The sequence below is a fragment of the Priestia filamentosa genome (assembly GCF_900177535.1).
Lineage (GTDB): Bacteria > Bacillota > Bacilli > Bacillales > Bacillaceae_H > Bacillus_I > Bacillus_I filamentosa.
The window spans coordinates 1,050,228-1,063,978 of sequence record NZ_FXAJ01000001.1; the positions used below are offsets into that span (position 1 = coordinate 1,050,228).

15 protein-coding genes are annotated in these 13,751 nt (G+C 37.0%); 11 read left to right on the forward strand and 4 right to left on the reverse strand.

Features of this window, described 5'->3' with window-relative positions; all coding sequences use genetic code 11:
• The first annotated feature begins 89 nt into the window (after positions 1 to 89).
• The gene (locus tag B9N79_RS05455) at positions 90 to 395 is read left to right on the forward strand and encodes a hypothetical protein (protein WP_085117916.1); all 306 of its coding nucleotides are present in this window, start codon (positions 90 to 92) and stop codon (positions 393 to 395) included.
• A gap of 242 nt (positions 396 to 637) precedes the next feature.
• The gene (locus B9N79_RS26850; protein WP_019392163.1) at positions 638 to 961 is read left to right on the forward strand and encodes a hypothetical protein; all 324 of its coding nucleotides are present in this window, start codon (positions 638 to 640) and stop codon (positions 959 to 961) included.
• Positions 962 to 1,039: 78 nt separating this feature from the next.
• Here the strand turns inward: B9N79_RS26850 and B9N79_RS05465 are convergent, their stop codons facing one another.
• Complete coding sequence (locus B9N79_RS05465; RefSeq protein WP_040056473.1) at positions 1,040 to 1,309, reverse strand: hypothetical protein; 270 nt, start codon at positions 1,307 to 1,309, stop codon at positions 1,040 to 1,042.
• A gap of 54 nt (positions 1,310 to 1,363) precedes the next feature.
• Positions 1,364 to 2,473, reverse strand: coding sequence for an AI-2E family transporter (locus B9N79_RS05470; protein WP_040056472.1), 1,110 nt, complete (start codon positions 2,471 to 2,473; stop codon positions 1,364 to 1,366).
• 497 nt (positions 2,474 to 2,970) lie between these two features.
• Here B9N79_RS05470 and B9N79_RS05475 point away from each other — a divergent pair, with 497 nt between their 5' ends.
• On the forward strand, positions 2,971 to 4,413 hold the full coding sequence (locus B9N79_RS05475) for a SulP family inorganic anion transporter (protein WP_085117918.1): 1,443 nt from the start codon (positions 2,971 to 2,973) through the stop codon (positions 4,411 to 4,413).
• Between the two features lie 144 nt (positions 4,414 to 4,557).
• Positions 4,558 to 4,818 carry a YuzF family protein gene (locus tag B9N79_RS05480; RefSeq protein ID WP_019392167.1) on the forward strand — a complete coding sequence of 87 codons (261 nt, stop codon included), beginning with the start codon at positions 4,558 to 4,560 and terminating at the stop codon, positions 4,816 to 4,818.
• A 49-nt stretch (positions 4,819 to 4,867) separates the two neighbouring features.
• On the opposite strand, the gene B9N79_RS05485 is transcribed toward B9N79_RS05480, so the two are convergent.
• A complete protein-coding gene (locus B9N79_RS05485; protein WP_085117920.1) occupies positions 4,868 to 5,602 on the reverse strand; it encodes an oligopeptide/dipeptide ABC transporter ATP-binding protein in 735 nt (244 codons plus the stop codon).
• A gap of 438 nt (positions 5,603 to 6,040) precedes the next feature.
• Between B9N79_RS05485 and B9N79_RS26000 the strand changes: the two genes are divergently transcribed.
• A complete protein-coding gene (locus tag B9N79_RS26000) occupies positions 6,041 to 6,190 on the forward strand; it encodes a hypothetical protein (protein WP_167555095.1) in 150 nt (49 codons plus the stop codon).
• A 5-nt stretch (positions 6,191 to 6,195) separates the two neighbouring features.
• Positions 6,196 to 8,010, forward strand: coding sequence for a reverse transcriptase domain-containing protein (locus tag B9N79_RS05490; RefSeq protein ID WP_205635664.1), 1,815 nt, complete (start codon positions 6,196 to 6,198; stop codon positions 8,008 to 8,010).
• Between the two features lie 95 nt (positions 8,011 to 8,105).
• Here B9N79_RS05490 and B9N79_RS05495 read toward each other — a convergent pair whose 3' ends face one another.
• On the reverse strand, positions 8,106 to 8,351 hold the full coding sequence (locus tag B9N79_RS05495) for an ATP-binding cassette domain-containing protein (protein ID WP_085117924.1): 246 nt from the start codon (positions 8,349 to 8,351) through the stop codon (positions 8,106 to 8,108).
• Between the two features lie 324 nt (positions 8,352 to 8,675).
• Here B9N79_RS05495 and B9N79_RS05500 point away from each other — a divergent pair, with 324 nt between their 5' ends.
• The 5 genes from B9N79_RS05500 to B9N79_RS05520 all read left to right on the forward strand — a co-directional run bounded on the left by B9N79_RS05500 (position 8,676) and on the right by B9N79_RS05520 (position 13,602).
• On the forward strand, positions 8,676 to 9,968 hold the full coding sequence (locus B9N79_RS05500) for a homocysteine synthase (protein WP_040056469.1): 1,293 nt from the start codon (positions 8,676 to 8,678) through the stop codon (positions 9,966 to 9,968).
• A 230-nt stretch (positions 9,969 to 10,198) separates the two neighbouring features.
• Complete coding sequence (locus B9N79_RS05505; RefSeq protein WP_082864745.1) at positions 10,199 to 10,345, forward strand: Fur-regulated basic protein FbpA; 147 nt, start codon at positions 10,199 to 10,201, stop codon at positions 10,343 to 10,345.
• Positions 10,346 to 10,405: 60 nt separating this feature from the next.
• A complete protein-coding gene (locus B9N79_RS05510; protein ID WP_167555101.1) occupies positions 10,406 to 11,413 on the forward strand; it encodes an NtaA/DmoA family FMN-dependent monooxygenase in 1,008 nt (335 codons plus the stop codon).
• A 127-nt stretch (positions 11,414 to 11,540) separates the two neighbouring features.
• The gene (locus B9N79_RS05515) at positions 11,541 to 12,461 is read left to right on the forward strand and encodes a PLP-dependent cysteine synthase family protein (protein WP_085117926.1); all 921 of its coding nucleotides are present in this window, start codon (positions 11,541 to 11,543) and stop codon (positions 12,459 to 12,461) included.
• A 1-nt stretch (position 12,462) separates the two neighbouring features.
• The gene (locus tag B9N79_RS05520; protein WP_085117929.1) at positions 12,463 to 13,602 is read left to right on the forward strand and encodes a bifunctional cystathionine gamma-lyase/homocysteine desulfhydrase; all 1,140 of its coding nucleotides are present in this window, start codon (positions 12,463 to 12,465) and stop codon (positions 13,600 to 13,602) included.
• The last annotated feature ends 149 nt before the right edge of the window (positions 13,603 to 13,751 follow it).

Genomic DNA, 13,751 nt, shown 5'->3' on the forward strand with positions numbered 1-13,751 from the left:
ATATAGTTTAAATATCTTGGAAAAAGGGCATAAAGAGAGATATCTCTATAATAGAACACATATTTTATAAGGGAAAGGAGGAGAGAAAAATGAAAAGCTCAACAATAATGAAATGGATTACAGGTGTATGTGAGGCATTGCTTGGTATTCCTTTTTTAGGAGGACTCTTTGTTCTTGCAAACGGGTGGGCTCCACTGCTGTTTATGGGAATTGTTCATTTAATTACTCTTCTTTTATCTGTAAGAGATAATGAAAACAAGTATGGAAGTATTTTTGGAATTATCACTTCTGTTGTAGCATTAATTCCTGTTGTTGGAATGATTATGCATATTATAAGTGCTTTAGTTTTATTTGTAGCAGCAATTCGCTCTCGTCGTAAAACTCAAGTTATGTAGAGGTTTACATATAGAAGTGAGGAAAGGCAAGCAGAAATGCTTGCTTTTTTTATAGTGGGGAAAAGCGGAAAAACGAGTAAAAAAGGAACAATTTGTGTTTTTTCGACATTTAATGAATAAACTATCGGTATTTGTCAATGTTAATAAGTGAACAAATTGTGAAATTTATGTGTCTAAAACATGAACTTTTTATTGAAACCTGTTCAATAATATGGTAATTTTAAAAAAAGGAGCTGATTTTCGTGAGAGTAAAAAGAGAAAAAGGCCAAACGAACGAAATGACGGAAATGTGTAAACTGATCGCTTCTGGAGAACTTTTTGTGGGGGTAATTGTCTTTGGTTTAAGTTTTATTGCAAGCGATTACAACAAAGATCATATTCTTACAATGCTCGGATTAGGAATTATGGGAGCTGCAATGGCGATGTTTGGATTCGGTTTGTTTCTCGGATTAATGGATGGAATGAAAAACGAAAAAAAATTAGCGGCTGAGTACAAGCTGGCACCGCTCAAGCCAAGCCGCCATACATTAAAAGAGAAAAATCCCGACTGGAAACCATTGCCTTAAGCAATGGTCTTTTTTTTTTTAGGGAGAAATTATTTCGGTGGAAATGGCAAGAGAAAAAATTCACAAGATAGTTTGCTTTTAAACAAGAAACTTTCGGTGTGGTTTAACATATCGTTTAAGCTCAAATGTCAGCTGTTTTCTTATCGTTGTTTCCTCTACAGCTTTAGCAATGTCCCTAGCGTCCGGGAAAATACCAAACTCGTTAAACCGAACACGGATATCTCCTTGAAATAAGAGCTTGTCTTCTTCTGTTTTAACTGTAGAAGAAACAGATACTTCCTTTGTTCCTAAAGAGTCAACAGTACGGGGATAAACGTCTGTAAGTTTAAATTTAAAGATATACTCCATTGTGATTTCCTCCTTTTTTATAGAAGAAAAGCTCCCTTCTTTTGAAGAGAGCTTTTAAGTTGCCTCTGGCGGCGGTGTTTCGTTGTTCTTTGAACGCAGTTTAATAAAACGAACAAGATTTAAAACAACGGTTTTACAAACCGCATAAACAGGGACAGCTAAAATCATGCCGAGGATACCTGCTAAGTTTCCAGCTACAAGTAGTAAAATGATAATTGTAAGAGGGTGTGTGTCAAGTTTCTTCCCAATTACAAGAGGAGAAATGACATTTCCATCAATTTGTTGAACAATAACTACTACGATGATCACAAAAATCGCTTTTGATGGGGAATCCAAAAGGGCGACAATAAGAGCGGGAGCAATACCAATGAACGGTCCTACATATGGGATAATGTTTGTAAGTGCTGCAATAATCCCAAGAATAATAGCGTAAGGAAGACCGATAATTAAGTAACCAATAAAGGTTGCAAGCCCAACGAACAAACAAACAATCATTTGGCCTTGAATATATGTTGCAAGTGTTTGATTTGTATCTTTTAGGATTTTTAATCCTTCACTACGATAGCCTGTTGGAATGAAATTCATCAATGCTTTTGGAAATTTATCGCCATCGCTAAGCATGTAGTACAGGATAAAAGGAACGGTAACAACAGTAAGCGTTACATTTGTTAATACACTAAAAATAGTTGAAAAACTGTTTGATAAATGTTCAGGAAGTGATGATCCTACATTCAACACCGTGTTTTGAATTTTTTCAATTGATACATAATCTTGTTCAACTACCCATTTAAATGCTTTTGAATTGGATAACTCATTGATGAATCCTTGCGCTTGGTTTATGTATTTAGGCATATTGTCCACTAAATCATTCACCTGACTTGAAAGAGAAGGTCCAATAAGTGAGCTAACTAATGTAATCACACCAATAAATAAAACATAAAGAGCTAAAATGGCAAGCGCTTTTGGAAATTTAAGTTTTTGTAAAAAATGCACGATAGGGCGAAATAAAAAATACAAAAATCCCGAAACAAGAACAGGAAAAAATAAAGTAGATACAAAAATGACGATAGGATTAAAGATAAATGAAATTTTTGTACAAACAAAAATTAAAACAGCAATCATCAGTAATTCAAACGTCCAAAAATGAAGCTTTGACTTAAACAAAATCTTTCCTCCAATCACAAAAAATAAAAGGGATACCTCTTACTACTCGAAAATTTACCATTTTCCATAAATAGCGTCAATATTGAACATGTTTATCGTAAAGTAAGAAATTTTACTACTCTCTATTATACCTTTTTTTAGAAAGAAACACAGAAAAACGAAAGAAGAAAAAGTTATTAGAAAAATAAAAATATTGAATATTTTATCACAATGAGTATATAATAAAACAAACCACTAACAATACTCATTTATGTGCAGATTACATGCATGTAGTTGAGTATTTTATTTTGTAAATAACGCAAACAGAAAAGAGGTCTAGCACCTCTTTTTTGTTTTTTTTATAGCTCTTATTCCATCTCTTTTCTTAAAAAAGAGAACAAATTCTATTTTCATCTCTTCTCATATATGGTATGATTACAATGTTTTTGTCGGCCCCGACTTTTCAGAAGAGGAAAGTCACTACAACTACAACTGAATATTGATAAAGGAGTGTTAGCATGAACACACTACGTAAACAATGGTTTGGAAATATTCGAGGAGATGTGTTAGCTGGCATTGTTGTAGCTCTCGCTTTAATACCAGAAGCTATTTCCTTCTCAATTATTGCAGGCGTTGATCCTATGGTAGGACTGTATGCATCTTTTACAATGGCAGTCACTATTTCTATTTTTGGCGGAAGACCCGGGATGATTTCCGCTGCCACAGGCGCAATGGCTCTTGTAATGGGAAGTTTAGTTTCTGACCACGGTTTTCAGTATTTATTAGCGGCTACAATTTTAACAGGAGTGCTTCAAATTCTATTTGGCGTTTTAAAACTGGCTCGCTTTATGAAGTTTGTCCCACGCTCAGTTATGATTGGATTTGTGAATGCATTAGCTATACTTATCTTTATGGCTCAACTTCCTCACTTTAAAGGGGAATCTTGGCCAATGTATGCTTTACTTATTGGTTCTTTAGCTATTATTTATCTTTTTCCGCGCGTTACTAAAGCAATTCCGTCTCCGCTTATTGCAATTATTGTGATTACACTTGTAGCTGTATGGACGCATGCAGATGTTCGTACTGTCGGAGACATGGGGACACTTACAAGCTCTCTCCCTGCCTTTTTTATACCAGACATTCCGTTGAATTTTGAAACGTTGAAAATCATCTTCCCTTATTCATTAGCACTTGCGCTTGTAGGGTTATTAGAATCGCTCTTAACGTCTCAAATTGTTGATGACATGACAGATACGGAGAGCAATAAAAATCAAGAGTGCAAAGGACAAGGTGTTGCAAATATTGTAACAGGGTTTTTCGGAGGAATGGCAGGATGTGCGATGATTGGACAGTCTGTTATTAACGTGAAATCAGGTGGGCGCGGACGTTTATCTACGTTTGTTGCCGGGATGTTCCTTATGTTTCTTATTCTTGTATTGAGTAACGTTGTTGTTGAAATTCCGATGGCTGCGCTTGTTGGTGTGATGGTGATGGTATCTATAGGTACATTTGATTGGAGTTCACTAAAAGGATTCACAAAAGTGCCGCTTACAGATTCAATTGTGATGGTTGTAACCGTCATTTCGGTTGTTGCTACTCATAACTTATCAATTGGTGTAATCATAGGGGTAATATTAAGTGCCATCTTTTTCGCTGGAAAAATTTCTAAAGTCCATGTCAAAAAGAATTTTGGCAATAATGGAGAGAAAATCTATCATATAGAAGGACAGCTTTTCTTTGTTTCGGTTACAGATTTTCAAAAATCATTCGATTATAAAGAAGATGTTCAAAATGTAACAATTGATCTAACAAATGCTCACATTTGGGATGACTCAGGAGCAGCAGCTCTTGACAAAGTAGTTCTAAAATTTCATGAGCAAGAAACAGACGTGAAGCTCGTTGGTTTAAATGAAGGAAGTGCAAACCTTCTGAAACGATTAGCTCCACAGCATAAACTATAAAAACGGTAGTTGTAGTTGATAGTTGGGTTGCGAAAAGTGACAAAATTCAAAGAAAAGGATCCTTATATAAGGATCCTTTTTTATCATATTATAAATTTGTCCTCTCATAAACTGCAGAGAATGCAAAAATGAGGAGGGGCTTTGATGTCATATGAGGATTATCAACATGAGTATTTGTCTGAAGAAGAAAGATTAAAGATGACACCACAGCTTATAACGCTTGTCGATCCATACGTATATGAAGCACTTCAGTCTCTTGATGAAAAAGATGTTGTTATTGAAACAGCTCGTGGAACTGTCAGAGGAAAAGTGAAGAAAGTAAAGCCTGATCATGTTGTTGTAGAGGAAAAAGGAAAAGACTTTTATGTGCGCATTTGCCAAATCATTTGGATTATGCCTGACTGAAAAGGTCTACCCTGACTTTTTCAGTCAGGGTAGATTTATAATAGCGCTTTCATGCGTATAAATGACAACTTACAAATTGCCCTGAGCGAATTTCTCTTAGTAAAGGTTGTCTAGATTTGCAAGCTTCTTGAGCAAAAGGGCATCTTTTATAAAAAGGACAACCGTTGGAAGGAGATGATAAACTAGGAGGCGCTCCTTTTAAAACAATTCTTTCACGCTTATAAATTGAAGGAATTGTTGACATTAAAGCTTGTGTGTATGGATGAATCGGTTCTTCGTATATTTGAGATACGGTTCCTTTTTCTACTATTCTTCCTTTATACATAACTGCTACTTGATCGCTAATGCAATAACTAGCATTTAAATTATCTGAAATAAAAAGATACGTAATTGCTCTTTTCTTTTTTAGATGAGAAAGGGTATTTAAAACCTGTGATTGTACAGATAAATCGAGTCCAGATAAGGGGTCATTCAAGATTAAAAGCTTTGGTTGTAGTATGAATGCACAAGCAATGTTAACAAGCTGCCTTTCCCCGGGAGTTAATCCTTGGATAGGGTGATAAGCTATATGAGCTAAGCCCATGCTATTAAGTAAGTGGGAAGTGAGGCAATGTCCGTTCGTATTGCTACGCATTTCGTGAGTTTCTAAAACTTTCTCTAACATTTTGAAAACGGTATAGCGTTTGATCCATTTAAAGCTTGCTTCTTTGTCTACATATTGAATATCTTTTTGCAATTTCTTATCTTTCTTTCGGACGAGTTTTGTGTGCGCCCATACGGGCATATAGAGAATCTCCTTAGACAAGAGATGGGAGTCTGCGCTTAACCCAGTTACCACCTTGCTTACCTACAAGGGGAAACCCGGAGGGGACCAGAGCATGCAAGGAAAGCCCTAAGTTACCAAAATGACCTAGGTACGACTGAGGGGCAAGGTAAAAAATGTTGTGAACAAGGATGAAGGCTAAACTGCTTCAACCATAGTCCAAAGTGGAGTATCGTCGCCCGAAGTGAAGGGTCATTGAAACGCTTCGCAGTCAAAGAATGGAAATGTTACCGAAGTTTCTATTGAACATACGTGATACGTATGGCAGACCAAAGACTGACTAACTTGGATAACAAGTAACGGACGAAAGTGGCATCCGAAATCATAACTAGTCTAGTTTCTATATGTGCTAAATGGGGATTACCTAACCTGGAGCGCCCCGTAAGGAGGCTATTGAGGATGATACCAAGTGTAAAAAAGCAAGGTATGTGGCTCATGAAAATCCAATATGGTAACGGAGTTCTCGTAGTAGTCAGAGCGAGGGAAAGCCTCGTACAAGGCGAAGGAGAACAGTCTTTTCAACTAATATTAAATTGGGAAGGGGCGTGAGGCTCTTGCGAAGCCCAAAAATCGTATTAGAAAATCTAGCATCTCACAGTAACAAAGCAGGATATAAATACAAGAAAATATATAGAAATCTGTATAACCCATTATTTTTCCTTGATGCCTATCAAAATATATACGCCAGCGAAGGAAACATGACTGCTGGAACAGATGGAAAGACCCTTGATGGAATGTCTACGGAAAGAATCTCAGAGTTAATTGATAAATTACGAGATTATTCTTATCAGCCAAAACCAGTAAGAAGAGTTTATATTCCAAAGAAAAATGGAAAAAAGCGTCCGTTAGGCATACCTTCGGTAGAGGATAAGTTAGTTCAAGAAGTCATAAAAAACCTATTAGAATCTATCTATGAACCAACTTTTAGTAAGTTTTCTCATGGCTTTCGCCCTGAAAAGAGCTGCCATACAGCTTTAATTCAGGTTAAAGGCACGTTTACTGGGAGCAGATGGTTCATCGAAGGTGATATTGAAGGCTTTTTTGACAATATTAATCATCATATTCTTATCTATACCCTAAGGAAGAGAATAGATGATGAACAATTTATTTCGCTTATATGGAAGTTTCTTAGAGCTGGTTACTTGGAGGATTGGAAGTTCCATAAGACGTTTAGTGGTACACCACAGGGTGGTATTCTTAGCCCTCTATTAGCAAATATCTATCTAAATGAATTAGACAATTTTATGAGTAGGTATAAGTCAACTTTTGATATAGGAAAGGCTAAAAGGGCAAATCCAGCTTATTCTAAAATTCAGCATCAAATAAGTGGGGCTAAGAAAGAACAAAGGGAAGCTAAAGAAAAAGATGAAGTACGGGAAAAAGAGTTGAGTAATAGGATACGTCAGTTATTAGCTGAAAGAGAACGCACTCCCCAACGGTATCCAATGGATGAAAACTACAAACGAATTCAATATGTGAGATACGCAGATGACTTCCTCATAGGAGTCATCGGGAGTAAGGAAGATGCGTACAGAGCAAAAAAGGACATCGCTAATTTCTTGAAATCTGAACTTAAGCTAACCTTATCCGAGGAAAAAACACTTATAACAAATACGAGGCATAAGGCTCGATTTCTAGGTTATGACGTTAAAGTTGGGCGAGATTTTCACTCTAAACGACGAAGTGATGGAATAAAAACAAGAGCATTTTCGTTAAAGTGCGAACTATATATGCCTACTGATCTTGTATATAGTCGCTTATTTAAAAAAGGGGCAATAAAGGTCAACCAAAAGACAGGGAAATGGAAACCAATGCATCGCCCAGAATTAATTAAACTGGTTCCTCTTGAGATTTTAAGGAACTATAACGCCCAAATACGTGGAACCTATCAATATTATCAACTGGCAGTGAATGTATGCCACTTAAATAGTTATAAGTATCTCCTTGAATATTCTATGTATAAAACGTTAGCAAATAAGTACCGTACTACCTTGAGTAAAGCTAAACAAAAATTTATGGTGAACGGAATATTCCAAGTTAGTTATATGACAAAGTCCGGTAAGAAAACGGAAGTGCTTTATGATAAGGGATTTCGTAGAAATAAAGCTCCTATAACTAAAAAGGATATAGAAAAATTTCCTTCGGAAATATCGTATCAATCCCGAACATCGCTTATTCAAAGGTTGATGGCTAATCAATGTGAATGGTGTAAGGCTGAAGAAGGCTCAATGGAAGTTCATCATGTTCGAAAGTTAAAGAACCTTAAAGGGAAAAAGAAATGGGAAAGACAGATGATAGCAAGGAACCGTAAAACAATGATACTTTGTCGAAAGTGTCATCGTGACCTGCATAACGGGAAGCTAGACTGAAAGGACGGAGAGCCGTATACCTTGAGAGGGGTACGTACGGTTCGGGGGGGAGTTCTCGGAAACCTAAGACCGAGAGGTCTTAAGGCGCCGGGTTCTTACCCTACAATATCTCTTCCTTCAAATAAGATTTTTCCAGTTGTAGGAGTAAGTAGTTTGCCTATAATTCGTCCAAGGGTCGATTTGCCGCAGCCACTTTCACCAATCAAACTGAAGGTTTCTCCTTTAGAAATAGATAAAGAGATGCCGTCCACTACTCGTAGGACAGAAGTATTATATAGTTTATTTTTAATATAATGTTTTTCCATATTATAAATTTCAATAAGTGAGGGGGATGCTTGCATAGGAAATCCTCCTTTTTGAATTCTTAATAAAAAAAGAGATACTGTAAAGAGGTAGGCATCCTCTTTTAGTATCTCCTCCGGTTGACCGGTTGAATTTTAAAGTTATCTAAACTGATCGAATTAGTTGGTTTAAAAAGAAGATACCTCACAATATCTTAATTGTCAAATGTTTATGGTTCTTTGTGAGAGGGGATCGTGGTTTATTTTTACATAGTTTAGTAAAAAAAAGGTTGACAAATAAATTTTCTTTTCTGTATATTATTACTCAAAGTTACTAAAGTTCATTATTCCGATTGTTTTTATGGGTTTTCAGGAGGGATAAGGATGACAAACTTTCAAAATCAACACTTAGACACAAAAGCTATTCATGCAGGTCAAGTTATTGATTCTACTACTTTTGCACGTGCGGTGCCTATTTACCAGACATCGTCATTCTCGTTTCAAGATAGTGAGCATGCAGCGAGTTTGTTTGATTTAAGTGAAGAAGGATATGTTTATACGAGAATCACTAATCCGACTACAGACGTTTTTGAAAAAAGGATAGCAACTCTTGAAGGAGGCATAGGAGCATTAGGAGTTTCATCAGGTCAGTCTGCAACCGCTTTTTCCATCTTAAACATTGCTTCTTCGGGGGATGAAATTGTCGCTTCGAGCAGCTTGTACGGTGGAACATATAATTTATTTTCAACGACGCTTTCCAAATTTGGGATTACTGTGAAGTTTGTTAACCCTGAGAATCCAGAGAATTTTAAGAAGGAGCTAACAGAGAAAACGAAGGCTATTTTTGCTGAGACCGTAGGAAACCCAAAAGGAGATGTGCTAGATATAGAGGCAGTAGCTACCATTGCTCACCAACATAAAATTCCTCTGATTGTCGACAATACGGTTCCAAGTCCTTATCTTCTTAGACCGATTGAGTTTGGAGCAGATATTGTAGTGCATTCTGCGACAAAGTTTATAGGAGGTCATGGAACAACGATTGGAGGAATTATTGTTGATAGTGGGAAATTTGACTGGGAAAAAAGCGGTAAGTTTCCAGACTTAACAAATCCTGATCCAAGTTATCATGGGTTAGTATACACAGAGGCTGTTGGTGAAGCGGCTTATATTACGAAAGCTCGTGTTCAACTTCTAAGAGACTTAGGTTCAGCTCTTTCTCCTTTTAATTCTTTTTTGCTTTTACAAGGTTTAGAGACGTTGCATCTTCGACTGCAAAGACATAGTGAGAACGCTCTTCAAGTTGCTAGTTTTCTTGAAGGTCATGAACTAATAGACTGGGTCAGCTATCCGGGGCTTAGCAGTCATTCGACGAACAAGTTAGCTAAAAAGTACCTTCCAAAAGGGCAAGGAGCAATCTTGACATTCGGTATTAAAGGGGGTCGAAAAGCGGCAACAAAACTTATTAATTCTGTTCAGCTTTTTTCTCATTTAGCTAATATTGGTGATTCAAAGTCACTGATTATTCATCCTGCAAGTACAACACATCAGCAGCTAACAGAAGAAGAACAACAATCATCTGGCGTCACTCCAGAACTTATCCGTCTTTCAGTCGGAACAGAATTTATCGATGATATTTTAAAAGACTTAGATGATGCGCTTAGAGAAAGTCAATCCTAGCCGTTTATTTTGTTTTATAACTGAGTTGACTTATAAGAATAGTAAGTATATACTAAAGAGAATTTAGGAGCCGATCGAGCAGACGAAGGTCCGACCAAAAAAAGGGTTGGATCTTTTTTATTTTTAAAAAGCGGTTAAAGAAGATGGAAAAGGAAAAATGCTATTCTTCTTTGTATTAACTTTGTGAATCATTTTTTTGATGATCACAAAGCAGTGTCAGGAGGGAAAGAATGTTGAATCATAAAGAACACCTAGTACAACAATTGCTTGAGCTTGGTATTTATAAAAAGGGTGATTATCATCTTTATGAACTAAGCGTTTCAGAGCTTGAAGTAGAATATTATAATCAGTTAAATAACGAAAAGCCAATTGGATAACCAAAAGCCTACTATTCACATAGTAGGCCTTTTTTGTTCAAAAATAAAAGAGGTGAAAAGTTGATATATCCTGTTATAGATGGTGCAGAGTCTTTTTTTATAAAAGGTAACTCAGTTGGTCTTCTCCTTCTCCATGGATTTCTGGGAACACCTCAAAGTGTGAAAGACTTAGGAGAACAATCTGCTGAACTAGGTTATACCATGTATGCTCCTCGTTTAAAAGGACATGGAACGCACTATAAAGATGTGGAAAAAGGAACGTTTTTTAATGAAGAAAAAATGCATCAATTAAACTATAAAGGAACATTTTTTTCTGTTCGTGGGCCGCTTAATATTGCAAGATCTATACAAGGTCAACCTGTTATCGTTCAAGCCGGCTCTTCTCCTTCAGGTCAACGTCTTGCCGCTCGCACAGCGGAAGTAGTTTTTATCCATAAAGACAGCAAAGAAGAAGCAAAAAAGTATTATCGAAGCTTAAAAAGTCAGATGAAAACATTTAATCGTCACCCTGAGAGTTTGGCCATTCTTCAAGGGATATCACCAATTATTGGCCGGACAGAAGCGGAAGCTCACGAAAAGTATACTGAACTACAGCGTCTTCTTTCACCCTACGAAGGGCTGCAATTTTTATCAGGATATATGGGGAATATTGACTTTACAAAATACCCTATAAATATGCTAGCATCAGAGATTAATTTCCCAAAAGTAAACGGCATTCAAAGTCAGTTTGATGAAATGAAGCGTATTATGAAAGAAGAAAAATTAACCGTTGGGGATTTATACTATCGTTTTGTTGGAGCGGGAAGGAAGGATGCGTTCGTAGGCACGCCTCACCAAATTGCTGATGAAATGGAGAGATGGATAGAAGAAGGAGCTGCTGACGGATTTATGCTTCAATGCCCCTTACTTCCGGAAGGATTAGAAGATTTTGTTCAATATGTTGTGCCTCTTCTCCAAAAGAAAGGAATATACCGGCGTGAATATGAGGGAACAACGCTAAGAGAACATTTAGGCCTTAGGAAACCCAAAAATCGATACGGTCGTTCAGTATATAAAGGAAGCTTATAAAAAATAAGAACGGATTTGAAACAAAATCATACTATACCTATAGAAATTAAATGATTAAAAATGTTTGTTCTTTATGAATTTTAAACCGTATATTTTATCGTTACTTTGCTTAAAAGGAGCAGATAGTATGACCATTTTCCGAAGCGTCCATGACCTCATTGGCCGAACACCTCTTTTAGAAATTACGCATTTTTCTTTTCCTCCAAAAGTTCGGTTATTTGCAAAGCTTGAATATTTTAATCCAGGAGGAAGTGTGAAAGACCGTCTTGGCCAGCATCTTCTTCAAGAGGCCTTCCAGAGGGGACTAGTACAAAGCGGTGGAACCATTATTGAACCCACTGCAGGTAATACAGGAATTGGGTTAGCTCTAGCTGCCATTCATAAAAATGTGAATGTGATTTTTTGCGTACCGGAGAAGTTTAGTATAGAAAAACAGGAACTAATGAAAGCGCTAGGAGCTACTGTAGTGAACACCCCAACAGAGCTTGGAATGAAAGGGGCCATTCATAAAGCGCAGGAGTTGTTAAAGGAAATTCCAAATTCATATGCTCCGCAGCAGTTTGCGAATGATCAAAATCCTGAAACATATTATAAAACATTAGGCCCTGAAATATGGAATGAATTTGGGGGGGACATTGACGTATTTATTGCTGGAGCAGGCACTGGTGGAACTTTTATGGGAACGGCTAAGTACTTAAAAGAGCAAAAGAAAGAAATTAAAACAGTGATTGTAGAACCTACAGGCTCTATTCTAAATGGAGGAAAGCCTGGTCCTCATAAAACAGAAGGAATAGGGATGGAATTTCTTCCTTCATATATGGATCCTTCTTATTTTGATGCTGTTCATACGGTAGAAGATCACCATGCTTTTACAATGGTTAAAGAGTTAGCCCGCAAAGAAGGGTTGTTTGTTGGAAGTTCATCTGGCGCCGCTTTTTATGCGGCACTACAAGAAAGTAAAAAGGCAAGTCAGGGATCAAACATTATAGTGATTTTCCCTGATTCAAGCGAACGCTATTTAAGTCAGCACATATATGGAGGAGAGTAGCATGATGAAGAAAACTAAGCTTATTCACGGTGGAATCTCGACTGACAAAGAAACAGGAGCGGTTTCTATTCCTATATACCATTCAAGTACGTATAAACAAGAAGAACCAGGTGAGCCGAAGGAATATGAATATGCTCGAACAGGAAATCCAACCCGTTTTGCTGTAGAAGAACTTATCAAAGATTTAGAAGAGGGAGAAAGAGGCTTTGCATTTAGTTCGGGAATGGCTGCCATAACATCTGTTGTTCTTCTGTTTCAAAAAGGAGATCATTTTCTTTTAAGTGATGATGTGTACGGAGGCTCTTTTCGGGTCATTACGAAAGTGTTAAGTCGCTTTGGCATTGAGGCGACATTCATAGATACAAGTAAGGTCAAAAACATAGAGCCGGCGATTAAAAAAAATACAAAGGCCATCTTTATTGAAACACCAACAAACCCATTACTAAAGATTACAAATATAAAAGAAGCGGCCGCAATTGCCAAGCGCTATAACCTTCTTACGATTGTAGATAACACGTTTAGTACGCCTTATTGGCAAAATCCAATTAAGCTTGGAGCTGACATTGTTCTTCATAGTGCTACAAAATATCTTGGTGGGCATAGTGATGTTGTAGCAGGATTAGCGGTGGTGAATAACAAGAAACTAGGAGATGATCTCCATTTCGTTCAAAACTCAACAGGAGCCATACTTAGTCCACATGATTCATGGCTTCTTATGAGAGGCATAAAAACGCTTGGCATTCGAATGGAAGAACATGAGCAAAACGCAAGGGAGATTGTAGACTTTTTAGTTCAGCATTCAGAAGTGAAGAACGTGTACTATCCCGGTCTTTCTTCTCATCCAAATCATTCACTAGCTGTAAACCAAGCGCGAGGATTTGGTGGAATGATTTCGTTTGAAGTAGAGACAGAGGAAAAAGCAAGAGAACTAGTAAAGAAAACAAAATATTTCACACTTGCTGAAAGTCTTGGAGCTGTTGAGAGCTTAATTTCGATTCCAGCTCTTATGACCCATGCTTCAATTCCAAAAGAAAGACGTGAACAATTAGGCATTACAGATGGATTAATTCGTATTTCAGTAGGTCTTGAAGATAAAGATGACTTAATAGATGACTTAAAAAAAGCCTTATCTTTTCAATAATGTAAAAAAGACAAAGTGACCTTTGTCTTTTTTTTTTTGTGGAGGGGGAGAGCTTTTTCTTTATTTCCGCTCATAACGTTGACATGCTTTATAAAGGCCTATATAATACAGAACGGACTTTATAAGAAACGGTAAAACTTTAGACAGCA